The following is a 25,554-nucleotide window of genomic DNA, read 5'->3' on the forward strand; positions in this document are numbered from 1 at the left end:
GTGACTACAAAAAATAAAGGGTACGGTTTAATTTTTAGGATGCAGGATACTGGTGATCTTTTCTGAAACATATTTCAGGTGTGCCAACGTCATAGCATCTGTACAGAATGGCAGGTTAGCTTTACACTGTTGTGCAATTTTTTCTAAATGCATCCGTACTACTGCCGGAATATCGGTATTCGTTAAATCAGGCATTGTAGAAGTGGGCTCAGGCTTTTTGCCAGCGTCTTTAAGCACCACGAACAAATGATCGATGAATGCTTTTTGCATTGAACGGCGGCTGGTCGTTATGATCACCGGGTTTGTACGTAATTCACTCCATAACCCGGCTGTCATATCGGTGAGCAATTCATCAACCGTATAGGTTTTATCTTTACCATACCGCATGGTTTCCATGGTCATGCGGTACAAATGCGTACTATTAGTGCAGTAGTACAAGGCATTTTCCTGTATTCGCTGGATCATTTCCTTTCTTACCGGTCTGCGGATCTTGTTCAACACCGAAGCATCGAATAACCACGATGGGGTTTGAAACACTTCTTTTTGTAAAAAAGCGACAGCCTGTTTTTGTGCGGCCTTTGGGACCAGCGTATACACATCGCCAGCTTGTTCAACCGATTTCAGGTTTTCACTAACACCGCCCAATTGCGAATATACATGGCGGATAAGCATGCCGTACCAGTCACAAACATTATCGTACGCAGCAGCGGCATTATCGTACATGTCCATATCTTCTTTGGTCCAGGCCAACAGGTTGGCCATAACGATCTTCAGGTTTTTCAGGCCATATTCACTGGCTTTTACGGGATCATTGCCCAGGTCTTCGGTTTGTGCCCGGGGGTCTGCGGGATCATTTGGGTTTGGACTTAATTCTGTACTGTATTGCAGGGAGTTTGTGGCGCCCTTTGCTGTAAGCACCCATTGCTGCACCTGTTTTTTTTCTGCTTCAAAATCATTGATGCCGGTATAGGTATATCCAAATTTGATGGCCCATTTGTCGTATTCACCAATTTGGGGAATAAGACCGTTGGGTGAAATATTATCACCAGGTTGGGCTACATAGTTGTAATGAATAAGGTCCATGATGGAAGCGGAGAACCCGTTTGCTTCCACCCATTTTTTATCGCGCAGTTTTTCAGTCGGCATGGCATTGCTGGCAGCCAGATTTGGGCGAAGGCCTAAGGAAGTACCTACTTCACGGCAAATAGCGGCACGGATGAGGGAGCCCATCAATTCATTGCTGAATTTCACGCTGCGGGCCCGGGGGTCGGTTGCGGCCGCCTGGATAAAATACCAGTCGTGCAGGCTTTGTAATTTGTTATGCGACCAGCCAATATAGCTTTGTACTATTTCACCGCTGCGGGGATCGTATACCCGGGGTGCATAAGAAAATGCTTGTTCTGAAGGGAAATAACGGATCACCTTATACCGGGCGTCTTCCAAACTCATGGTACTGTCATTCCCCGTCCATTCTTTAGCCGTGATGGCGTTTTTGAAACCGGCCGCTTTAAACGCTTCATTCCAGTCGTTAACACCTGCAATGATATACGGCACCCATTGTTTTGGGGTGGCAGGATCAACATAATACACAATAGGGGTGGCAGGTTCTACCAGTTCACCTCTTTTATATCTTTCCAGGTCTTCGGTTTTGGGTTCCAGGCGTTGTCTTACAATGAAGTTGCGCTCTTCCACCTTTTGCTGATCATCAGCAAACACTATATAATTTTCTTTATAAAACCCTACCCGCGGATCGGCATAACGGGGTGTCATAGGTGTTTTTGGCAGTAGCATGATAGACGTGCTTAATTCCATGGTAACGCCCACGCTGGCAGAAGCGGCTCCTCCACCCTCACCTTCACCGCCACTGGTTACACCACCGCCCATGCTAAACGTTTTTACCGTTTTTATTTCAATATTTTGCTCGCAAGGGTTTACAGAAACAATGAACGAGCGGTCAGCCGCTGAGGCTGATACATACATGCCTTTTTTGGCTTCCGGGCTGAACCCGGTTATACTGTTGTCTTTTAAAATAAAATCGGTCACCTCTATCAGTGAACTTTTATTTTCCTTACCACGGGCCTTTACGTCCATTACCATTACAATGGGATTAACCGACGCATTGTGGACCGCCTTTGAAATGGTTTCGCTGGAATCGGCAACAGCCACCATAGTGGGCACCCGCATATACAATTTAGTATCGGTGGCTTTCTCGAAGGAAACGATGATGCTGTTTACGAGTTCACCACCAAAACGGGGGCTGCCTGCAGGCACTTTTACCAGGCGGGTGGTAAAGAGTATTTCCCGGTTCAGTAAAGTATCGGGGATCTCAAAGAAATATTTATCCTCCTGCTTGTGCACGGTGAAAAGTCCCGATTTGCTGATCGTTTTGGCGTTGATAAGATCCGCGTAGGATTTGATTTTTGCAGTCTCTGTCTTTTTTACAGCGGCAGTATCCTGCGCAAAAACCGGGGTTAAACCCATCATCAGTATGCCTGAAACCAAAAGTTTGTTTACCCTCATGGTAGCTTATATATAATTCGATTTTAAAATTGAGCTCTTAAATTTACGTTACCATTTAGCGGCCGCGGGGCCTAACAGGACGAATACAATAAAACAACTGACAAAACAAACGCGTGTATTGACAAGTGTTTCCCTCTGTAAACCAGTCCAATAAAACGAATGCCCCAACACTACGGTTGGGGCATTGCCTCTCATAAGAAACTGGAAAAACATAAATCACAAATCACTGAAGCAAGGCTTTCTTGAATGTCAGATCAACAATTTTATTGAAACCGGTGTAAACCTGTGATGGGGATGTGCTGATTGCACCGGTTGTTGCATCAAGATTAAAAAAGTATACTTTGTTGCCATTTCCGCTGGCAGTTTCATCGGTAGCCACCACCAGCACCTTACTTTCCGTTGCCGGATTGGTAGCAACTACTGAAGGAATAACATAACCTGCTTTAAACACTTTCATGACTTTGATAACCGTTCCTGCAGGGAAACCAAGACTGTTAGCCGTTGCCGATGAGCGGACGCCGTTTAGCAGGGAACAGGTATAAATGGAATCGTTGCCCCCGGTATTTCCTACATAGTAAAATTTGTCTTTGTTTGTTACATGTGTAGGAACGGCAAACATCGAAGCGGTATTAATACCTGGCACCTTAGCAGGGTCGAGGTAAAATTTGCCGGTGCTGGCGTCATTTTTTGCAGCTCCTGCGCCAAATGCCCCCACCTGGTAAACAAAGCTTGAATCTTTGGTTGAATTTCTAAAAAAACAATCCCAGGTCGTTGGTGAGGTTGTTCCTAAAAAGGTGACATTATCAGCAAACAACAGGTCGCGGCCAATATAATTCATATCAAATCCGCTGGACAAATTTGGCAGTGAGTCAGTTTTACCGGCGAAGGCAGGCATATGTTTGTTGGGTAAATCAGTTGTATTGTATAACAACCCAACTGGATTAAAGCTATATGCCAGGAAAGATTTATATTTTTGATCATACAGGGTAATAACATATCCGCCGGATTGTGTGGCATCCAAAATAAATGGGGCCAGCGACCAGGTACCCAGGATCGGGGGGCTAAATAAGATCGGTGGCGTTTTGAGGTTGGCAATACTCAGGATCCGATAATACAGGAGGCCGTCGTTGATGAGAAATTCATACGCCCCACCAGTTGTCACTTTATTTACCTGTAAATTGGGATTGGGACTTACTGAAAACCAGTTTACGATAGTGCTTGAGTCGGTAAAATCTGTACCCCGTACCTGTGTGCCGCCACCGGGATAAAAGAAAGAGACTTTTTGGGCACCTACAGTTGAATACACGTAGTTCAATACATTTACTTTATTGGTACCCCAGGGCAGTTTATGCCCATTGGCCAGCGAATAAACATTATTGTAGATTTCTCCTCTTTTTACGCCATCGCGGGTGGTAATAACAGACAGGTCGCAATCTTTATTTGGATCTTCCTGTAACACCAACCAGCCCTCATCGCCCCAGGGCGAGGTAATCACGTTCAACGCATATGTTTTATAATAGGACACGCCGGTCTTATTATCGGTGGCTTTGCAAACCAGGTTGTAAACTCCTGGGGAAACCAGGATCCTGGCATTCAATAGCTGGGTATTACCCAACACATATTGGCTCGGGTTGCCCCCGGTGCCTCTCTGCGTTACCATCCATGAAAACGAAACATCATCCGACTCTATGGTTTGGTTCAGCAGCGCCTTCACCGTCAGGGTATCGCCCTGTTTTATAACAACTGAATCATTATTAATGACCATCAACCGGTTGGCATTCACCGTATCGGTGTATATAGAAAGCACATTAATATCATTATAATCATAGTTCCCCAGGTCCCGTTTGCAGGCGGCCAATGCCAACAGCATGGCGCCGCTAACCACCAACATGGTTAAAAGAGTTTTTTTGGATATCAATTTATATTGCATTGTTGTAACCTATTTGAATTTAGTAATTGGCCTTTCCTACCTGAATAACCTGGTTATTTGCATCAGGATCAGTCAGCTTAGCCCCCGAAGGACCAACATTGCCAGGGTAATTTATCGTGATGTAATTTTTTACCAGTTGCAGATACTGAGCGGCAATCGTCGGCGCATTGGTACCGTATCCGAAAGGAAATTCCGTAACCGTAGTATCATTCACCGGGTCGTACAGGGCATCCAGGATGAGCTTGTATTTTGTTTTTGTCCAGGTGCCAAAGTTCAATACGTTGCCAGCCCAGTAAACCTGTTCGTTTAATGCCCCCCATTTGGCTGGTTTTTGCAAATAAGCCAGATTGATCGTATAGCTGGCCTTTGTAGTCATAGCTGTTTCAAAATCCTCCGTGGGTTGCAGCTTCACGTTAAATGAAAATACAGTAGTATCCATGCCCGGGGTCCGGTAAATTACCACGGGTATGGTAGTAGTCAACTTACCAGCCGGCATGGTATAGGGATTCAACAATTTATAATGCACCCCTTCAATGGCCGGTGTTCCGGCGGCAGGCAAGGTGCCTTCGACAGTAAATGTTTTTTCGCTTGCCGCGGGATCGCCTAATACATTTACCGGGATCTTCAGGGTATCTGTGGTGCGCTTTGGATATTTGGCAAAAGAATAGTTCAATGAATCACTGGCAGCACCAAAATAAATGCCGGTCTTCTGCTCAAAAAGAGCCGGTTTGTTGGGTGAGCAGGCGCTATATAACAATACGCCTGTCAATGTAAATATGGATATAATTATTTTTTTCATCCCGTAATGATTTTTTAGGTTACGGATTATTGTACTCTTTTTCCTGATCAGGTATAGGCCAGTTATAAGCGCCAGCCAGTTGTGCTTCCGGCGCCGTAGTACCGGTAACCTGCCGCAGGTTTTTGTTCAGGCGTTTGTAATAAAAGAAGGTCTGGCCTTCCTGAATAAATTCTTTCTGGTATTCCCGCATGATCTCGTTGGATACGCTGTCGGTGCTAGTGATGCCGGCGGCAATCAACGGATACACGCTCCTTGACTGGCGGACCTCATTCAGGTAGTTCACGCTGGTGGTGATATCGTTTTTGCGATTGGCGCATTCGGCCGCGATGTAATACATCTCGGAAACCCTTATCAGGGGCACCATATTCTGTAAATAATAAGGCATTCCATCATCCTGAAAATATTTGCAGGGCACGTTAACAGCCGGCGTAGCCGTATTATTCTCGAACCATGAAGTATACCGGTAGTCGTTAGCACTGCCGCTGGTAGCTACGTAAAGAGCCTTCCTTTTGGTTTCAGGATCTAAGTTTAATGGGAATTTTTCTTTTGTCGAACCGAACAAAGTGATATTATTGGCTTTCACACTGCTTGAATACAATGCAAACAACAATTCCTGGGAAAAGGTGCGGTCCTTGTCTGTATTGAGGGCCACATTGAAAGTGATCAGCTTGAATTTACCGGCACCAATAACCGCACGCGCATATTTGTCTGCATTTTCCAGGTCGCCTTTGTATAAATAAACGCGCGCCATCAACCCCTGTACAGCCCAATAATTTAAATGGTTCTGGGTGTAAGCGTGGAAAGGGTCCTCCGCACCCTTCAGCACAGCCGAAGTATCTGTTTCAGCCAGGAGGTCTTTAGCGGCAGTTAAATCCCCGATACAGGCGTCCAGCACCTCCTGTAACGTGTTAAATGATGAAGGATTAATTCCATACTTTGTATTATAAGGAATAGCCTTATCATTCATTCCCGTTGCCGGCGACTTGCCAAACAACCGGGCCAGGTCAAAATGGAACAGGGCCCGCAGTGCCAGGGCTTCGCCTTTTACGCGGTTATAACTATCCCCGGTAAATACGTCCTTCCGCCCCTCTATCTCCGTCAGGATATTATTCAGGTTGGCGATGTTATTATACAAACCGCCCCAGATACCATCTATTTCAAGCTTTACTGAACTCTGGTTATAATAATAATAACCTACATTATTTATTATCCCATCCTGCACCGTGGAGTTACTGAAATTGTCATAATCTACACCCATAACCGATACCATCCCCATGGTAAGGTCATTGGTATACAATCCAAATCTGGCGCCGGCGGTGCTGTTTTTGTCCATGCCCACATAAACTCCGGTCAGGGCATCTTTAAACCCCTGTTCTGTAGTGAACAGTGTTGACTGCGGCACTTTGTCCTTTGGAGCAACATCGAGGAATTTATTACAACCCGTGAACCCGCCTATCATCACCAGCGCTGCCGGAATGACCAGCGACCTGAAATACCGGTAGCCGTTTTTTGTATGATTATTTTTTTTATTGATAGTCATATAAATATCTTTTAAAACGAAGTTGATAATCCAAAACTGTAGCTGCGTGCAAAAGGATAACTTGTTCCCCGTTCTGTTTTTATGGTTGCAAAACGGAAAGCATCGTTCTGGGTAATAGCCAGTCTTGGTGTTGACAAATGAAGTCTTTTTACCCAACCCAGGCCAGCCGGGAAAGTATATCCCACGCTCACACTGCTCGCTGCTATATAGTTATCGTCCTGTAAGAACCGGGAGGTTGACTTGGTAATCTGGTTATATGCTGAGCCATCAATAGTGAGGGCCTTGAAGGAAGCTCTGTCGCCAGGTTGTTTCCATCTGTCATTTAACACCCGCTTATCGGCATTGGTGTTGTTAAGGTTTACATTCTCTACCTTGTCAACCAGGGTCTGGTTATACAGCTGACTACCATACTGGAAAGCACAATTAAGGTTAATGAAGAACCCTTTAAAAATAACATTGGTACCAAACATCCCTTTAAGCAAAGGGGTAACGTCACCCATTGGTCTTTTATCGGCGGGGTCCCAGGTAAAGGTCTGGCTGCCATCACGCTTTTCATATACCTCTTTTCCGGTGGCAGGATCTATACCCAACGACTTCACCACCCAAATCCTACTCAACGACTGTCCTGTTTCATAGCGGGGTAATGGAGCACTCTGCAATTTGGCATCGTCACTGGTATTTTTATTATTGGCTTTGTTGATCAACTCGATTGCTGGTGATAAGCGGGTAACCACGGTGCTGGTATGGCCCACATTACCAAATACCGACCAGTAAATATTCTGTGCCTTGTTACGAATAATGGGCGCATTTATATTTACCTCATATCCGGTGGTTTTTGTAGCCCCCAGGTTGTTCTGATAATTTACAAAGCCTGTAGAAGGAGCAATCTCAAGCGGCAAAATAAGGTTGTTCGTTCTTTCATCATAGATCTCAACCCCTACATTGATTTTACCATTGAACAGGACCGCAGTTATACCCAGGTTGTTCTTGAGTGTTTGTTGCCATTTCAGATCAGGGTTTGCATAGCCGTTTACAGTAGCACCCAGCTGCAGCCGGTAGTTGTTAGTTAAATTGTACAGATAAACAGATTGCCCCATGGAAGCGGCAAAGTTCTGGTTACCGGCAATACCGGTAGTGGCCCTTACCTTCAATTGCTGAATAACAGGGTTTTTAGGGAAAAATGGTTCCCGGTCTACTGCCCATGAACCACCGACTGCCCAGAAAGGCGCCAGGCGATTATTGGACCCAAACTGTGAAGAACCGCTGGCGTTGCCGGTAACTTCCAACGTATACCGGTTCAGGTAATTATAGCTTACGCTTAAGTAGGATGAAAGCGTTCTGGTAGTGGCTTTATTGGAACCGGGCCTTGTGGCTTGTCCATATCCATTGGCAAACCCCAGTTCGGTCATATTATCATACGGAATACCGGTCACTTTTACTGTTGTGGCACTGGTATTGGTAGATTGTAAAGTAACACCTGCAGAGGCAATAAAACTGTGGTCGCCTATTTTCTTATTATAGTCCATATTCCAACGGCCATCTACCACATTGTTACTGCCGCGGGTTTGTGAATAAGAGCCCAGATCTATAAATCCCGTGGACCCATTTGATTTTGCAAAGCTGGTATGGTCTGGCGGGAAAAATTGTTCAGCGCCCGGCAGGTTCATGTTTATACTCAAAGAGGTACTCATCCGCAGCCCGTTAGCGATCGTCCATTCAAAAGCAGATCTGTTACCAAGCGAGTAGTAATACGAATAGTCTATAACGTTCAGGAGTGCATTATAAGCCGCATTGGTAAAAGGCGCGCCCTGAAGAGCGGTCCCAATCCCCACCTGTGTATTGGCAGGTTCCAGCATTTTTGCAAAATTACCTGTAGAATCGTAAGCCTTGAAAAAAGGGAACTGGCTCGCATACTCATTAAAAGTACCCCAGGGGGAGTTATTTCCCTTACCGTAATTTACATTTGTGTTATTTATAAAGCGGATCTTGTTTTTTGAATAGATGATCTGGTTATTCAACCCAAACACCTTACGTTCAGAGCCCTTCATTACCCCCACACTGTTATTATAGTTAAGACTAAGCGTGTAACGGGTGAATTTGCTACCACCGCTTAAGGTTAAACTATGGTTGGTGCCCAGGCCGGTACGTACCGGTTTGTTCAGCCAATAGGTATTTACACCGCTGCGGACCTGTTGCAGGCGGTAATCGTACCATTGGTGCAACGCTACATCCCTGTACTGGTTGGCCTTATCGGTATAGATCCCTGACAGTCGCTGTGCTTCCAGGATGCCTTCGGCATCGAGCAGATTATAGGAAGAAAGGTCAGGCGCCTGCAAATTAAAATTTACCGCATAACTTACCTGCGTTTTCCCCTGAACCGGAGCTTTGGTTTCTATAACTATTACTCCATTGGCAGCTTTTGAACCGTAAGCGGTAGTAGCCGCCGCATCTTTCAAAATAGTAACAGAGGCAATACGGTTAATATCCATATCATAGATGGTCTGCAACGTAGTTTGAAAACCATCCAGAACGATCAGTGGCTGGTTAGGGTTTTGCAGGTATCCCGACATAATATCACCGTTGGAAACGGCCGTACTGGTAACACCAGAAGCACTTCCATTCTGCAAATTGACCGGTAAATTATTTTGTCCTCTGATCTGGAGGTTTGGCAAATTATTGGGATCGCTACCCAGTGCATTGTTTTCAGCAATCCGCACAGAAGGGTCCAGGGCAGCGATGGCTTTTAATACGTTGGTTGGGTTAACGGTTTTCAATTCCTCGCCGGTGAGGGCCCTGGCAGCGCCGGTAAAATTTCCCTGGGGTCTTTTATACAAACCAACGTTCACCGTTACCTGATCCATCAGGGTATTAGGCACCGTCATGGTAATATTGAGCGAGGTTTGACCGGGCTTTAATTTTACTTCGTAGGTATTAAAACTTACAAACGTAACCCTGATCATGGCTCCTTCCGGCACATTGTGCAATTCAAAGAAGCCGTCTCTTTTGGTATTAACGGAAATCGCAGTACCTGGCACACTCACCGAGGCGCCGCCCAACAAAGCGCCATCTTCGGTCTTTACCGTACCTTTTATCACTTCAATGGTCTTTTGCTGGGCAATAGCGGCCGCGCCCACCATCATTAAAACCAGCCATACCAGGCCCGTTCTTACCAGGTTATATTTTGGTCGCATACCAGTTAGTTTATTTTTAAAATCGTTCATAGTGGATTCAATCATTTTCATTTAACCATTGGGTTATTCCGGTTTTATAAATACATAGGATGCGCCGGGCACCACTGGCAGTTTAGGGTATGGCAGTTTATTAAAAGGAGTGTTCTTCCGTTTAAAATAATAGAACGCCTGGCCTTCACCTAAAAACTCTTTCTGATATTCTTTGGCTATCTCTTTACTAAGGCTATCTCTTGTCACCCCCGACGTTGGTGTAATGGTATAATTGAGAAGACCGCGATGCCTCCGTACCGTATCCATTAAAGCAATTGTGGTCGCCGAGTCCTGTGAGGTGTTGGCGCATTCGGCTGCGATGTAATACATTTCAGTGATCCTGATCAGGGGCAATACATGGAAGTTGTTATAATACTGCGTGTTGCCCGTTAACTTCGTAGGAATTTTGAGGCTCCCTTTTGTGCCACCCACTGAATCAACAAATGTTTTTCGCCAGTCATTGGCACTTCCCCCGCCGGTTACAAACAAGGCAGTCTGGCTTGCCGGATTCAAACCAATTGGCGAGGTACCACCCAACATGTACTTGAGATAACTGCGGAGCAGGTTCTGGTTGGCATTCAATGAGAATAATTGTTCTTTCTGAAAAATAAAATCGCCACTAGTACTCAAAGTGGGATTGGTGATATATAACGGAATTGCTTTGCTATTGATGAGCTGCATGGCATATGTCCGGGCATTTACCAGATCGCCTTTGTATAAATAAATACGGGCCAGTAACCCCTGAACGCCATAATTGGTCAGGGATGAACCGGTAACATCTCCCACAGGAAGCAGCGTTAACGCCGTATTCAAATTATCTATACAGGAATCGATCACCGCACTGGTTGGTAATGCTTCCGAGCCATAATGGCTCAGTTGGGTAATGTACGGTATCGTTGCACTGTTGGCATCTACAACGGGTGCAGGCGCAAACAGGCGAACAAGGTCAAAATACAGAAAAGCGCGCAATCCAAGGGCTTCCCCTTTAATAGCATTATAACTACTTTCAGAAGAAAACACCTCCCTTTTACTTTCTGCATTGCTGAGTGCATAATTCAAATTGGCAATGCACTGATACATGCCCTTCCAGATATTGGCCATAACCGCCTTCACTTCAGGGTCCTGGAAATTATACTGAACGCCCTGGGTAAAAAGATTTTTAGCGGTGGCAGGTATGGTATCATAACTTCTACCTAAGAGTGACACCAAACCATATGACAACGCGCGGCCATACAGGGTTGAATCACCCATTTTCAGGTACACCCCATTCAGCACATCACGAAACCCCTGCTCGTTGTTAAAAACAGTTTTTTCATTCACCTGTAAAGGAGCATCCACATCCACCCATTTCTTACAGGCAGCTCCCCCGGTTACTATTATTACAAAAAGAATGATTACTATATTTTTCCCTTTATACATATCAATTTGTTTGAACAGTTAGAATGAGGTTGTCAATGAAAAAGTATACGTGCGGTTGAAAGGATAATAGATCCCTCTTTCAGCGGTCATGCCACCTGAGCGGAACAGGTTGTTACCAGCCAGTCCTATCACGGTATTTTTTGAGCGGATCTTGTTCTGAATTGATTTTGGCAGCGTATACCTTACTGCAACCACTGCATTGCTGATATAATTGTTCTTTTCAACAAATCGGGTTGTTACATACGTTGGATCGGCTTTTAAACCATTTACCGAAAGGGCTTTGTACAGGGCATTGTCACCCGGCTGGCTCCAGCGGTTATCAAGGGCCCGGCTATCTACGTTATATTTAAGGTCGGCGTTTTCTATTTTGTCGGCCAGCGTTTGATTATAATAAGAAGCACCATACTGATAGAAGCAATAGAAATCGGCGCTCCAGTTCTTTACAGTTACAGAAGTACCGAATGATCCCTGCCATTTGGGGGCATAATCACCGGCCAATATTTTATCGGCTGCATCCCAGGTGAAGGTCTCGGTACCATCAGCCTTCAGGAATTTTTCTTTACCCGTAGCAGCGTCAATACCCAGCGATTGAACGGCCCAGATCCCGGTCAGCGATTCGCCGGTCACATAGCGGGCTTGCGGTTGGGTTTGGTCTATGGCAGCAGCATCATTATTAACCGTTACTGTTTGCAGATAATCATTAAGAGCGGTCACCCGGTTTTCATTATGGATACCATTCACCCTCACCGACCATAAGATTTTTTTCCTGAGATCGCGAATAACATGCACATTCAGATCGAATTCCAGGCCTTTATTCTCGATGGCCGCACCATTATCGTAATAGTTAAAATCCTGGAAACCGGTATAAGCAGGCGAAGCAACTGGCAGCACCAGGTTAGTAGTTGTATTGCGATAAGCATTTACAGTTAAGCCGATGCGGTTTTGCAAAAGACTTACATCCAACCCTGCATTTTGCTGTTGCGTTTCAGGCGCTTTCAGGTTTTCATTGCCAAAGCCGGTTAAATAAGTACCAATACCTACATCACGGGTTGAAAGACCACCGCTGGCGCCGGTAGTGAGGTATTGCCTGCCGGTTAAATAATTAAAGGTGGTTTTACCCAGGTAACTCTGGTAAAACAGGTTACCGGTAGTTCCTACGCTTCCGTATATACGCAAACTGCTCAGGATCGCATTTGGCTGAAAAAACCGTTCCCTGTGCAGGTTCCAGCTGGCACCTGCTGACCAATGCATCACACGCTGGTTATTTTTACTGAATTGGGAACTCTGATCGGTATTAAGGGTACCTTCCAGTAGATACCGGTCATCATAACTATAGGCCAGGTTACCAAAGGTGCTGAGCAACCGTGTTTTGATCTTACCAGCGGCAGGCCGCGTATTGGCATAAGCATTCCCAAAGGCAAGGTCCGACAATTTATCACTGGTAAAACCGGCCAGGTCTATTCCAGCCGACTGGCTGTTTGTTTGCTGGGCCATTATACCGGTAGTAACATAAAACTGATGCCGGTTGATCTTTTTAGTATAATCCAGGTTCAGGTTTCCGTCTACACTCATGAACTCACTCGCGATCTGGGTATAGGTTCCCCGTTTGAAAAAACTATCAACAGAAAAATTGGCAAATGCTATGTGGCTGGGCGGTAAAAAGAAATTGACTTCATCAGACTGTTTGCTAATACCTATACGGCCATTCAGCTTAAAACCATAACCCACATTCCAGATACCAGACAACACATCACTTATTCTGGTATAGTCATTTGTACTGGTGGTAGAGAGCCCACCATTCCAGGCTGGATTGAAATAACGGAACGAGTCGGGAAGTTGCAATTCCAATGTTTTTCTATACTCATGTGTAACCGGGTCTATGGGGTCCCAGAAAGCATTTTGCTTTGCATAATCAGAAAACGTTCCATATGGTGAATTGGCGCTGGTTGATTTGGTCACTGCCAGGTAGTTCGTTAAAAACACGTTACCTACGTGCACATTCAAAAAACCGCCGATATTGATATTTTTACGGTTAGACCCTTTCATTACCCCCTCCATATCATTATAAGATGCATCCGCACCATAGGCAATGTCATTGTCACCGCCTTCCAGCGATAAATAGTGACGTTGCCCCATAGCCGTACGGGTAGGTACTTTCAACCAGTTTGTATTTACTCCGTCACCAGCCTGTTTCAGCCGGTTTTGGTATTGTGGGTCGTTGCCCGTGTATAAACCTGCCGCTGCATCCAGGTTCAACTTTCCGGCTGCATCTGGTAAATGATAAGAAGACACATCAGGTGAAGCGATCGTCATTTGTCCTGAATAGGTAACGTTCATCATACCTGGTTTTGGCCGCAGGGTTTGAATGAGCAGTACGCCATTACCACCCCTGGCGCCATAAGCAGCCGTGGCAGCAGCATCCTTTAGCACTACGATCCTTTCAATGCGGTTGACATCAAGGTCCAACACGCTTTGCAAGGCTACCTGTACCCCGTTTAACAGCACTACAGGCTGATTGGGATTATAAACATTACTGGCAACAAAATCACCGGTTGAAGGATTCAATTGTACATTGGTATTGGATACACCGGGATGGGCAGGAATGGTAGTTTTTGCCGGGAAATTATTGGCGCCCCGGATCTTCACAGCTGGCGGTGTGTTGGGATCGCTGCCGGCATTATTATCTTCATCTACTATGAATGAAGGTGCAAAATACCTCAGCACATTTATAAAGCTGATGGCATTCACCTTTCTTATTTCGGCACCATCTATTACAGTATAGGCAGCAGCAGTATGTTCCAGCGGGCGCTGGTACAAACCATTCGTAAAATCCACCAACGCCACATCCCTTTCCTGTTTGGTAAGACGAATGACAATAGTAGGCTCTACCTTTTTATCTTGCGACAAATAGCCAATCTTCGACACATTGAGCATTCCGTTCTTGTTCACATCGTCAATGACTACATAGCCCTCATCATTGGTATAAAACCTGCGTTTCCCCACCATCACCAGCGCTTTGGGCAAGGCCGTGTCGGACGAAAGGTCTTTTACATACACCTGAATTCTGGGATAGTTTTTGAAAGGGATACTGTCGCGCTTGATCACCTGGGAAACATGATTTTCCCCGGCCCGAGCGGTATGGCCAATGCAAAGGAGCACAGCGCCAATTGCAAAGAGAAGCTTCGTTTTTTTCATTAACGAGTTATAGGTTTTGGTATACTGTTTTACTTATTTTACCTATTCTACCTCACGAGTACAGTAAGAAGAGCCTGTCTGATAAATAATTCCGTTTGTATTACTATACCTCTGTTATAAGGTCGTGATCAAATTAACTTACTGGTAACTGTTAGTACTTTTTTGGCACTTTAAATGTTAAAGAATTACCAATTTCAGAACCGTTAAATTAACCGACTTTGGCTGGGAGCGGGGGATTGTTCAACAAACAGGATATTATGGCTGACCAATATCCGAATAGAATGGACGAGTTTTCGTCAATCAAAACAATGAATTCGTACTGCGAAACCGATTGCATATCCATTATAATTTAATAAGGATCAATATTTTAATAGTTTACTGCCAATCGTATCCTATTTATTGAATTTTGATTAGTTTACTTTTCAATATTGAGCCATTGACTCCACCTCTTTTTTCCAGAAGGCCATTGCCTGTATTGCTTGCCCATTGGGTAACGTGGATATTACTATATGCACTCACCTATCTTCCTGTTTTATTAAATGCGTCAAAAATAAACTGGACTGTTTTTGCCCACGACTATCTCGTGATGAGTTCTATCAACTTCATTCTTTTTTACCTGGTCGCTTTCTTTTTGATTGACAGGATTGGCATCCAAAAATTAAGATGGCTCTGGCTGAGCATTATCTGCCTGGGATTGGTAGTGCTGTTTACCTATGGGAAGTTCTGGCTAACCAATTATTGGACTGAACAGGCGCTCCAAAATACATCCCAATTACCTGCCTTCTTCAGACAGCGCTGGCTCAAAGAAACACAATCCCCATTGGGATTATTCAGCTACCGTTTCCGGATCTATTTCCAGACAAATTTCTACTATACATTTTCCATTGTGATAGTTGCCATTGCCTACCGCTCGGCCCTAGCCTGGTACCTGCAGGAAAAGAACCGGCGCGAACTGGAAAACCAGAAACTACGGGCCGAACTGAGTTACCTGCAAATGCAGGTAAACCCACACTTTTTGTTCAATGCGCTGAACAACATTTATTCCTTATCAGTGATTGAGAATAGCAAGTTAACAGGAGGCAGTATTCTGAAATTATCGGATTTGCTGCGCTATATGTTGTATGAAAAAGCAGATGAACACAATAAAGTACCACTGGAGAAAGAGATCCGGCATATCAACAGCTATATCGACCTGGAAAAAATGCGCCATTTTGAAAGGATCTATTTCAACTTTTCGATAGAGGGCGAGATCCGGAACAAACAAATTGCGCCCCTGCTCCTTTTTCCATTAGTAGAGAATGCTTTCAAACATGGCGTATTGAACGACCCGGGTAACCCGGTGACTTTACGGTTAAATGTAACAGACCAGCAACTGCATTTTTGCCTGGAAAACTTCAAAAACAATCACTTAAAGGATAAAGTGGGCGGCATTGGGGTGCCAAATGTAAAGAAACGGTTGTCACTAATTTATGGCAACCAGTTTACCTTTAGCGAAACTCAAAACGGGGAAACGTATAAAGTAAAAATACAATTACCTTTATGAACGAAAATGCTGCCACTATGTTACAATGCATGGTAATCGACGATGAGCCGCTGGCCATACAATTACTGGTCAATCATATCAGTAAAGTGCCTTTTTTACAACTGGCAGGCACGTTCAATAACCCCATGGAGGCATTACTTAGCTTCAACAGTAAACCGGTTGATCTCATTTTTCTTGATATTCAAATGCCCCAGTTAAATGGCGTGCAGTTTATGCAACTGCTGCAAAACAGGGCGCAGGTAATTGTAACTTCCGCTTATAACGAATACGCCATTGATGGGTTTGAACACAATGTGGTCGATTATATCATAAAACCCATTGCTTTTGAACGATTTTATAAGGCGGTCGAGAAAGCCTATAACCTCAAAAACCCAGGCCAAAAGGCGGAACAACCTAAAGAGGTATTCCCGGCTACGGGCGGTTACATTTTCGTAAAAGTGGAAACCAAGATGATCAGGGTGGAGTTGGATGATATCTTATACATCGAAGGACTAAAAAACTATGTTTCCATTCAAACCAAGACCCAGCGCATTATTACCCTGCAGGTAATGAAACAGCTGGAAGAAATATTGCCACCCAACCGTTTTGTAAGGGTGCATAAAAGTTACATCATTGCGCTCGACAAGATCACCTCCATCGAACGCCAGGAGATCACTATTAAAGACCGCATTATCCCTATTGGTATTACTTACCAGGAACAGTTTTTTAAATTATTGGAGACGAGGAAGCCTTAAAAAGGCAATAGGCATTAGGCAGTGGGGGAGCTAATTTTCAGCAGCATTCAATAACTTTCCCGGGTACTTACTTTGCAGATCTCATACAGCAGCATAAAGGCATGCACCAACAATTTGGTGCATGTCCTTTTAATTTCAATTATTTTATAAACACCACTGTATTGGGGTTAAGAGCCGGCGACACATTAATAGAAAATTTCTTTTTACCGGTATTATCAAAACAAAATACTTCGCCGGAAGTCAAATAGTCCTTTGCATCCGTTACGTACACATCCCCATTCTCCGGATCAACATTGATACCATATGGTTCCGTCATGAAAGTACCATCGGTAACAAAGTTGGCGCTCTCCTGTGAAAAATCGGTGGTACTTAATTTACGGATATAAGCAGAGCCGTAATAGCCACCGGTAGCATACAGGGCACCGTTATAGTATTTAATACGACCAACCGCAGTATCGGCAACTTTCACCACCGTATTGGTATAGGTGTTTATTTTCACCAACCTGTTTTTTGCAGTACCACTGAAATTCTTTTGACAAACCACATACAAATTACCTGAGTCATCGGCCGTCAATGAATTGGGATTAATGGACACCGTTATTTTCTTCACCTCGGTCATAAAGCTAAGGCTTACCACAGAAACGGTTGAATCCTGTACCGCGCCATTGCCGCCGGAATTGGCCACATATAATTTATCGCCAACCACCACCATTTGTTCAGGATTAGAACCAACTGCAATATCCTTTTCAATGGCCAGGCTGGTGGTATCTATCACAGAAACAAACCCATCCCAGGTAGACACCAGTATTTTGTTTTTATAGCTTGTTACATACCGCGGCTGACGGCCTTTACCGTTAGCATCCTTTAACGGTATGTTCTTAATTCTTTCCCCGGTGCGGGCATCGGCAATGGTAAGTACACTCGATACATTCACCACAATATACATTTTACTGCCATAAAGCAGGATGTCGTTACCGGTATCACCAATGCCGCTGCCGCCATTCGCTTTGGCATAAAAGTCGGTAGTGGCAGTGCCAGTGCTGGTGTTATAATAGGTAAGCATGCTATTGTTATTACCATACAATCCCTCGCTCAAAATATACAAGCCGTTGGTAACTTTTGGCGCCGCGGTATCATCCTTATCTTTTTTACAAGAGGACAAACCAGCTACAAAAAGGGTTAATAACAAAATGATCCTGTTCTGATTCATGTTGGTGAATTATAAATTATTAATTAACAAACTTATTTTCCAAGACCTGCCCGGCATAGGGAAATACCGCACTACATCATATTTTTCATCGGTAACGTTATTCAACTCGCCCTTGATCTGCAGGCCATATTGTTTGATGTTTATTTGCCGGCTAACAAACACATCGTGGATGCCCCAGCCATCGAGCTGGTTATAAGGATTGTTCTCCCCCAATACATACCGGGTGCCTGAAAACAGCAGACTGTAGCCGGTTGTCCAGTGGCGGTAATTAAAACTGAGCAGTGCAGAACCCGAATGATCGGGTGTATAAGGGATCCTATTCTTATAGGTAACGGTAGAAGGATCGGTAACATCCAGCGCATGCTGAAAGGTATAGGCTATACGGGAGGACCAGGCTACCTGTTTGCTGAGCGCGCCATCTGCTTCCGCAGTAACGTCTATTCCCTTGATGTTTACTTTACCCAGGTTCAACATCGTCCATACAAAGAGATTTTTATTGGGGATGGCAACGATCTTGTCTTTTATTGAATTGTAGTACCCATCTGCACTGATGCTAAAATGTTTTATGGCGCCTTTAAATGAAGTACAATACACCAGCCCAACGTTGTACTGACGCGCATATTCAGGCTGCAGCGACACATTTCCTATGACGCGGTAATACAGGTCGTTGAAAGTGGGCATCCGAAAGACATGCTTATAGAATAGGCGGAGCATGAACGGGCTGTTAGCCGATAATTTTCCACTGAATGCCACAGCGGGCGTTAGCTTACTGATGGTATTGGCCTCCGCCCCGGTCTTCACCTGATCATTGATTGTAGTAAGCAGTCCCGAACCATTTATCTGCCATAGCGGACGCGTATAATTGACAGCCAGGCTATTCCAAAAGCTTTTACGGGCAGGATAAGCAAAATCGGACATATTTGAATTCAGCTTTGAATACGCCGCATCTGAAGCCGCTGAGAGCGTCAGCCGCTCCTTTATCTGCTGACTAAGCGCTGCACTTAGATAATATTCATATTGCGTATACCGGTTATCGAGCCCGCCTGCATTGTTCAAATAATCGGGATCGGTGTATTTGGTATAACTCCGGCTGGCTTTTGCTGATACCAGTAAGCCCGTAGTGTTCTTATTAAAGAATTTGCGGTACCGGCTTTGTACATAATAATCACTGTTCCACAAGTGTTGTACCGACCGCTCGTTATAAAAAACTACTACCCCCGGTAATCCCCGGCTGCTGTTATAGCCCGACAACTTCACCTGCCAGGTAGCACTGTCTTTAAATTGTTTCAACAGGTTCACCTCACCCTGAAACGAGCGCATCTCACCATTCTCGCGTTTGGTATGCAGGGAGGAAGAACCGTTGTCTATGTAATAAGGATAATTCCCTTTTGAGACCAGGGCCTCTGCATTTACGCCGATGGCCATTTGTTTGGGCAGCACCAGGTTCATGCCCGCTGCAGGCTGCCATAACCCAAAAGAGCCGGCTTTTAACCCCGCCTGCCAGCGAGTATGCTGCAGGGCTTCGGTTGAAAAAGAAAGCGTATTAATGGACAATACAGCAGCAGCCGCATAGCCCCGGGCCGGTTGCAGCAGGCTTTGCGCGTTAGCCTGTTGCAGATCGATGCTTTGCACAAAAGTCACCGAATACTTACTCAGGTCTATCTGCCCGCTTTGCGCATCCGATGCGGCAATACCATCATACGTAACACCGGTCTGTTGAGCGCCCAGGCTCCTTACCGAAACGGTTTTTAAGCCCCCCGCCCCACCATAATCTTTTACCAGTACACCGGAGAAGAAACGGGCCGCATCACCCACCGAGGGCGCATTGATCTGTTGAAGCGTTTGACGGTTTAACGACTGGGCAGGAGTAATAGCAGTGAAAGTTGGTTTCTTCCTCTGCGAACCGACAGTCACTTTTTCCAAAGTCTTTACACTGTCTTTATGTTGCGCCAAAAGCGCCACAGGCGACATCAGTACCAACACCAGGAGTGCATATGTAATAAAAGCAGTCTTCAATTGCTTGTAATTTTGGCAACACCGGCAATGGAACAAACAGTAAAAACAATAAGCGAGAAGACAACAAGGGTCTGTTGATTGTTTCTACCAGCTTCTTCCACGAAAGCCGATAAATAAGTTGGTTACGGCAGGTCTTCTGGCTCGTTTCATTTGTTCAACACCTTCCCTCCCGATACATCGGAAAGTGGCTGTAGATTGAACACTTGTGAATCTTACATGATCCACGAAACTTACAGCTGCGGGACAGCCCCGGAATTGCACCGGGTTCCCTTTTAATCCCTCCCGGCCAGGCCGGGAAAGAACCGATAACGGCGCGAAGGTAGGGGAATTATTGAATATGTGGCGGATTATGAAAAGGGCCTCTTTAAAATAAGTGACTTCTTCTTTTAAACTTTATGAAGTAAGAGGTAGGAAGTAGGAGTTGATCAGTTGATCAGGAAAGGCAAGTTGATGAGAAAATTCCGGTTTATTAGTTTATGAGTTATTGAGTTTCAATAATGCACCCCGCTGTAGCGGGGCGCCATTATTGAAGTGTACAAGACCTGTAAGGTCTATCATTGGGTCTTGCATAGTCAGACTGATGTATTAGACCTGACAGGTCTGATTCGTTTCATTTTAAGAACGACCTGTCAGGAGCGCATATACCCTCTGATATTGCAAGCTCAAATGGCGCACCTTACAGGTCTCTATATTTTACTTAACAACCCGCACCTCAAACCTGTCCTTCAAACACGTATAGGGATCGATCACTTCATAGACCGTTTTAGAAGCGGTTGGTTTTATGATAATAGACCTGGTGGCCTCTTTGCTTTTATTCCATTTGTAAGTTCCGATGAAAGAGGCAGTCAGTGTAGCATTCTCCCCTTTTTTGATGGTGATCACCTGCGTCCTGTTCACATCTTTCATCATTACAAAATGGTCCCTGATCTGTCCGTCCGAACAGATCCATTTCAACTCAAGCCGGTTCTCGTTTACTTCTATCATGGAAGCGCCGCCCAGTTCATTGTAAGAATAATACATAGCGTCGTGGGGATAAGTAGGCTGCCGGGTGCCCATAGCGCCGGCAGAACCGGTCACTACGTATACAGTCCCTTTATTGGCTGAATCTTTTATATAGGGACAGCTGTTCTCACTGCCATCATACAAAGCGGAAGAAGAACTGAGGTTATGCCGGGTAGCATTGAAGGTAGCCTCCATTCCATAATGACCGTTCATCAGCCGTGATCTTTCATACAAATGGCTGTGGCCGCAAACGATGAGGTCAACCCCATAGCGTTCCAGAATGCGAATAAAGTTCTCCCTGATCTTTACCAGCTCGTCTTCATGATCGGAATTGTGGGAACCCATGGTATACGGCGGATGGTGCCAGTACGCTACTACCCACCCTCTTTTGGTATTATGAAATGCTTCCAGGTCTTTTTTGATCCATTGCACCTGGGCGCCCAACGTATCATATAACCGGGTTTCTTTATCTTCTTTACCATAGGAATCGATGGATAGGAAATGCACGTTACCAATATCAAAAGAATAAAAGGCCTGGGTACCGGAAGCTACGCCCCCACTCTCCCCTTTTGTAGGCATGGAGAAGTTCTGGTAATAGGCAATATCATGGGTAGCCTGCGCCGTTGCTTTATACTGGTAAACATCATTGTAGTCATGGTTGCCAGGCGCGGGAAATAATGGATATTTCTTCAGCAGGATATCCTTATAAATATTGAAGAATTTCTCCTGAAACTCCGGGTCCTGTCCTGAGTTATAGGCATTATCACCCAAGAGGATCCAGGCGTCCATTGGTTTATCGGCCAGGTATTTTATCACCTGATCCCGCACGGACCGCTGGTTTACGGAGTTGTTGCCGCAATCGCCAAAAACGCCAATGCGATAACTGCCTTCGGTGCCAGGCACGGGCAGGGTCACAAAATAATTGTCGCCCCCTTTTTGCAGCGTATCGCCCGGGCCGCCACCAATGGCGTAATAGTATTTTGTACGCGGGGTAAGACCAGTTACTGTAACCTTGTGTTCAAAGGTGAGCGTTGGCTCTTCCGCCAACGTGGTCAGTTCATTTTCTTTGGCGCCATAGTTTACCACGCTTCTGGTCAATGCATCGGTACGCCAGCGAATAACTATACTATTGCTGGTTGCTACCTGTAAATAAGGCCCGCGGATCAGGTGCGCCTGTACATCAGGTTTTCGTTGGGCGTTGCTGATGAACGGCACTATCAACCCGATCAAAGCCATTCCGGTTATTAATTTCCTTTTCAATTGAACTATTGATTTGTTACAAATAGCCGCAAAGAAACAAATCGTATGTTACGCTTATATTAACCCGTCCTTTATGGCTTTTAAATACGCCTTGTTGTTCGACTTTTTGATCACTATTTCATGACATTGGTTGAATTTGGCAAAAGCCTTCAACGCATCAACGAAGTTTTCGATCATGTCCTTTGTCAGCTTCACTGACTCGAAATGCAGATTATGAATGAGCAATTCATTTTGTTTGCGATCGGCCTTTGCATCCATGCGGGCGACAAAGGTATCGCCTATCAATACAGGCAGGGAGAAATAACCATATTTCCGTTTGGGTGCGGGCACAAAACATTCTATCTGGTAATCGAAGTCGAAGAAGTCTTTTAAGCGATGCCGGAATACATTTACCGAGTCGAATGGTGACAGGATAAAAGCATCCCCGGCCAACGTGATCTTTTTGCTTTTATAAGCAGGCAGCATATACAGCGGCCCTTTCAATCCTTCAATCGCCACCTGCAAGAGCTCTTTTTCCGCTACCATTTTCTCCATTTCCTTTTTTACCAGGTTATCTTTTACATACCGCGCACGCCAGGCCATTTCTTTGGCATAGGCAATGCCCATGCTTTGCAGACAACGTCTTATTACATGCCTGGCAAACTCTTCTGGTGTTGGTTTGTTGGAATCAGTGTCTACCGGAATAATATTCCGCGGCAGGTCGTACAGTTTATGGAAGTCTTTTTTACGGGTCACCATTAGTTGACCGGTCATATATAAACGTTCTAGCGCCACCTTGGAAGGGCGCCAATCCCACCAGCCAGAACTGGCCACCTGGCGGTCGTTATCAAAATCCTTTACACCCAGCGGCCCATCGCGGCCTACCCTATCCAGCACCTGATTCATTAAATTGATCTCGGGCTGCTCCATATGATATCTTTTTGCAAAGCTTTCCTTGATGGGTAATGAAAAACGATAATCATGCATAGGCATGTAGCCTGCATCACAGGTGAAGTATTCGAATACCCGGCCATCGTGCTGCAGCTCTTCCAGCCATTCCGGTTTATAGTCGGGCACCCGGGCGTAAATAGCATGGTGATGCGCCCGTTCCACCACATAGTTGGTATCGAGCTGAACATACCCCAAATGGTCGATGAGTTTGTAAACGGCCTCGCGCCCTTTTCCAAACTGGGCACGTTTGGCCAGTCCGGCTGCATGTAAAATAATTTTCCTGGCTTCTGCTTTGGTAAGACTGATCTGGTTCATACGTAGGCGATAAAGTTAATAAAAGAGGAGGTATCAAAAGTAAACGGTCCAGAGAAAGGCTTCAGCCAAATCCCCAGGTGGCTGGCAGGGAGCTAATCCGGACATAACAGGGACTTTCCCCTGTGAGGTCCCTGTGAGGTCCCTGTGAGGTCCCTGTGAGGTTCCTGTGAGGTTCCTGTGAGCTCCTGTGAGTTCCTGTTAAGTCCCTGTGAGGGCCTTGTGATGTCCTGAGAATAGCCTATACGGGTCCCTGCAAGCGCCATTACTTATACCACCAAACCCGCACTGTATATGGGGGTTCAGTGCGGGTTTAGTGCGGGTTCAGTGCGAGTTTTAATAGGGAAATGGCTTGTTTCAGTATATCTGGAGTGAATCTGACTGGTTTGGATAGAGAACAGCCTATAAATCAGAGGAGGTAAATGAAAAGGGGTGCCCCCAATTACGTGGAAGACACCCGCTATTAACTGCAGATTGACCTATTTGACCAAAACTATTTTGTGCTTTTTAAGACCGGTACGGTTACCTGCAACGGCATTTGCTTACGAAGCATCTTGGCCGCCTGCCCCGTGAGATATAAATAATAATCGTTAGGTATCTCCTTTTCAAACGATACAAAATGGCTGAGCCCTACGGGTGGGTCTTTTGCTATTTTAAAGATAGCGGTGCCTTCATCTACCTCATCAAACATGGCTATATACAACATGCCGGCACCGCTCTGAATGGCGCCAACAATTTGTTTCCAGTAAAACCGGCCCCGGTTACGTGGGATCTGGTCCATAGGACTTTTCTCATACATGTTATGCCAGCTGAACCCGGGAAAGACTGTGGGTACATAATCAACGTGGTGCTGTTTACACCAGGCTATATCGGCTTTGATGCGTGGCAAAAAGGCGGCGTATGACTCCTCATTATACCGCCCTACCAGCCAGGGATGAATGATGTCTGCTTTTTTCAACACATCAAATAGTGCCGAATCTTTCTCGGTGTCCCGGCCCAGGTCGCGCCAGTAACCGGGCACGCCTAACAGAATGGAACAGCCGCCATATTCTTTGTCGGTCTTTAAAAAGTCTACTATCTTCTCTACTTCTTTTAACCCATATGCCCGGTGATCGTTAAACCCAACACCCCATAAAGCCACCAAAGGTTTACCGTTGTGGTATAAATAGTTTTGATTGTTTCCCCTTGTGGTAAGCCGCAGACTGTCAACCAGTCGTTTCCAGTCATTGATAACTATTTCCTCATCACCGGGTCTCATCCCGGAAAAATCGTACATCACGGCCAGGGCGCGGTGGTATTGCTGCGCCGCATTCAGGGCATTGCTTAATACCGTATTGTTATGATGCAGGCTATGGGGGCTTTTTAAATTGGTCACAAAGCGTTGTACAAAAACGCCATCCACCCCATATTGCTGCATCCATTTAAAATGCAGGTCAACGCTGCTGGCATCGAAGGAACTGAAAACATACGCGGCGCTGCTATCAGCATGTAGAAAGGGCGTTTTATAGGTATTCGGATATTCTGTAACATCGGGCCAGCAATCTATTTTACAATCACCCGGCTGAAACTTACCGCGATTGGCATAATGGAACCAACCTCTGTTTGCGCCATCATCCGGTGCATTGAACCAGCCCTGATAACCGGCCATTACCAGTCCTTTGTAGGAAGGGAAGCCTGAATTGTTACTATGCTTTGGTTGCGCATGTGCGGCAACTATATAAAAAATGGCTATGAGTAATATTATTTGCTTTGGCAACATAAGTATGTTTTTTTGTCCTGAATGGGCAATGGTGAAAGGGCAGAAGGCAAACGGCAAACGGCAGACGGCAGACGGCAAACGGCAGACGGCAGACGGCAGACGGCAAACGGCAGACGGCAGACGGCAGACGGCAGACGGCAAACGGCAGACGGCAGACGGCAGAC

At 45.3% G+C, this 25,554-nt stretch carries 15 protein-coding genes and 1 riboswitch; of the genes, 3 read left to right on the forward strand and 12 right to left on the reverse strand.

The window, feature by feature from the left end:
- Positions 1–27 precede the first annotated feature (27 nt).
- The 7 genes from J7I42_RS30735 to J7I42_RS30765 all read right to left on the reverse strand — a co-directional run bounded on the left by J7I42_RS30735 (position 28) and on the right by J7I42_RS30765 (position 14,624).
- Positions 28–2,520 carry a zinc-dependent metalloprotease gene (locus tag J7I42_RS30735; RefSeq protein WP_209143521.1) on the reverse strand — a complete coding sequence of 831 codons (2,493 nt, stop codon included), beginning with the start codon at positions 2,518–2,520 and terminating at the stop codon, positions 28–30.
- Positions 2,521–2,743: 223 nt separating this feature from the next.
- Positions 2,744–4,411, reverse strand: coding sequence for a PKD-like family lipoprotein (locus tag J7I42_RS30740; RefSeq protein ID WP_209143523.1), 1,668 nt, complete (start codon positions 4,409–4,411; stop codon positions 2,744–2,746).
- 58 nt (positions 4,412–4,469) lie between these two features.
- Positions 4,470–5,249 (reverse strand): DUF4843 domain-containing protein, encoded by a 780-nt coding sequence (locus J7I42_RS30745; protein WP_209143525.1) that lies wholly within the window; start codon positions 5,247–5,249, stop codon positions 4,470–4,472.
- A 19-nt stretch (positions 5,250–5,268) separates the two neighbouring features.
- Positions 5,269–6,789 (reverse strand): RagB/SusD family nutrient uptake outer membrane protein, encoded by a 1,521-nt coding sequence (locus tag J7I42_RS30750; protein WP_209143527.1) that lies wholly within the window; start codon positions 6,787–6,789, stop codon positions 5,269–5,271.
- A gap of 11 nt (positions 6,790–6,800) precedes the next feature.
- Positions 6,801–9,980 (reverse strand): SusC/RagA family TonB-linked outer membrane protein, encoded by a 3,180-nt coding sequence (locus J7I42_RS30755; protein WP_209143530.1) that lies wholly within the window; start codon positions 9,978–9,980, stop codon positions 6,801–6,803.
- A gap of 63 nt (positions 9,981–10,043) precedes the next feature.
- Complete coding sequence (locus J7I42_RS30760; protein ID WP_209143532.1) at positions 10,044–11,429, reverse strand: RagB/SusD family nutrient uptake outer membrane protein; 1,386 nt, start codon at positions 11,427–11,429, stop codon at positions 10,044–10,046.
- Positions 11,430–11,447: 18 nt separating this feature from the next.
- Positions 11,448–14,624, reverse strand: a complete 3,177-nt coding sequence (locus tag J7I42_RS30765) for a SusC/RagA family TonB-linked outer membrane protein (RefSeq protein ID WP_209143534.1) — start codon at positions 14,622–14,624, stop codon at positions 11,448–11,450.
- A gap of 436 nt (positions 14,625–15,060) precedes the next feature.
- Here J7I42_RS30765 and J7I42_RS30770 point away from each other — a divergent pair, with 436 nt between their 5' ends.
- The gene (locus tag J7I42_RS30770) at positions 15,061–16,167 is read left to right on the forward strand and encodes a sensor histidine kinase (protein WP_209143536.1); all 1,107 of its coding nucleotides are present in this window, start codon (positions 15,061–15,063) and stop codon (positions 16,165–16,167) included.
- Positions 16,164–16,901: a LytR/AlgR family response regulator transcription factor gene (locus tag J7I42_RS30775; protein ID WP_209143539.1), complete on the forward strand. Its 738-nt coding sequence runs from the start codon at positions 16,164–16,166 to the stop codon at positions 16,899–16,901. Before J7I42_RS30770 ends, J7I42_RS30775 begins: the two co-directional genes overlap by 4 nt.
- Positions 16,902–17,040: 139 nt before the next feature.
- Here J7I42_RS30775 and J7I42_RS30780 read toward each other — a convergent pair whose 3' ends face one another.
- The 5 genes from J7I42_RS30780 to J7I42_RS30800 all read right to left on the reverse strand — a co-directional run bounded on the left by J7I42_RS30780 (position 17,041) and on the right by J7I42_RS30800 (position 25,390).
- On the reverse strand, positions 17,041–18,111 hold the full coding sequence (locus J7I42_RS30780; RefSeq protein WP_209143541.1) for a DUF5074 domain-containing protein: 1,071 nt from the start codon (positions 18,109–18,111) through the stop codon (positions 17,041–17,043).
- Between the two features lie 9 nt (positions 18,112–18,120).
- Entirely contained in the window at positions 18,121–20,127 is a 2,007-nt protein-coding gene (locus J7I42_RS30785; RefSeq protein ID WP_209143542.1) for a TonB-dependent receptor plug domain-containing protein, read from the reverse strand.
- A gap of 109 nt (positions 20,128–20,236) precedes the next feature.
- Positions 20,237–20,449, reverse strand: a riboswitch (cobalamin riboswitch).
- Between the two features lie 371 nt (positions 20,450–20,820).
- Entirely contained in the window at positions 20,821–22,389 is a 1,569-nt protein-coding gene (locus J7I42_RS30790) for a purple acid phosphatase family protein (RefSeq protein WP_209143544.1), read from the reverse strand.
- 54 nt (positions 22,390–22,443) lie between these two features.
- Positions 22,444–23,634: a winged helix-turn-helix domain-containing protein gene (locus tag J7I42_RS30795; RefSeq protein WP_209143546.1), complete on the reverse strand. Its 1,191-nt coding sequence runs from the start codon at positions 23,632–23,634 to the stop codon at positions 22,444–22,446.
- 490 nt (positions 23,635–24,124) lie between these two features.
- Positions 24,125–25,390, reverse strand: a complete 1,266-nt coding sequence (locus tag J7I42_RS30800) for a glycoside hydrolase family 71/99-like protein (protein WP_209143548.1) — start codon at positions 25,388–25,390, stop codon at positions 24,125–24,127.
- Between J7I42_RS30800 and J7I42_RS30805 the strand changes: the two genes are divergently transcribed.
- Positions 25,362–25,554: hypothetical protein (locus J7I42_RS30805; protein WP_209143550.1), on the forward strand; the 193-nt coding region annotated here is incomplete at its 3' end. The two genes, J7I42_RS30800 and J7I42_RS30805, sit on opposite strands and share 29 nt — an antisense overlap.

The organism is Niastella soli (genome assembly GCF_017742245.1).
Taxonomy (GTDB): Bacteria; Bacteroidota; Bacteroidia; order Chitinophagales; family Chitinophagaceae; genus Niastella; species Niastella soli.

Coding starts and splice junctions, on each gene's coding strand:
- J7I42_RS30735 (WP_209143521.1), bottom strand. CDS start 2,520: ATGAGGGTAAACAAACTTTTGGTTTCAGGCATACTGATGATGGGTTTA.
- J7I42_RS30740 (WP_209143523.1), bottom strand. CDS start 4,411: ATGTTGGTGGTTAGCGGCGCCATGCTGTTGGCATTGGCCGCCTGCAAA.
- J7I42_RS30745 (WP_209143525.1), bottom strand. CDS start 5,249: ATGAAAAAAATAATTATATCCATATTTACATTGACAGGCGTATTGTTA.
- J7I42_RS30750 (WP_209143527.1), bottom strand. CDS start 6,789: ATGACTATCAATAAAAAAAATAATCATACAAAAAACGGCTACCGGTAT.
- J7I42_RS30755 (WP_209143530.1), bottom strand. CDS start 9,980: ATGCGACCAAAATATAACCTGGTAAGAACGGGCCTGGTATGGCTGGTT.
- J7I42_RS30760 (WP_209143532.1), bottom strand. CDS start 11,429: ATGTATAAAGGGAAAAATATAGTAATCATTCTTTTTGTAATAATAGTA.
- J7I42_RS30765 (WP_209143534.1), bottom strand. CDS start 14,624: ATGAAAAAAACGAAGCTTCTCTTTGCAATTGGCGCTGTGCTCCTTTGC.
- J7I42_RS30775 (WP_209143539.1), top strand. CDS start 16,164: ATGAACGAAAATGCTGCCACTATGTTACAATGCATGGTAATCGACGAT.
- J7I42_RS30780 (WP_209143541.1), bottom strand. CDS start 18,111: ATGAATCAGAACAGGATCATTTTGTTATTAACCCTTTTTGTAGCTGGT.
- J7I42_RS30795 (WP_209143546.1), bottom strand. CDS start 23,634: ATGAACCAGATCAGTCTTACCAAAGCAGAAGCCAGGAAAATTATTTTA.
- J7I42_RS30800 (WP_209143548.1), bottom strand. CDS start 25,390: ATGTTGCCAAAGCAAATAATATTACTCATAGCCATTTTTTATATAGTT.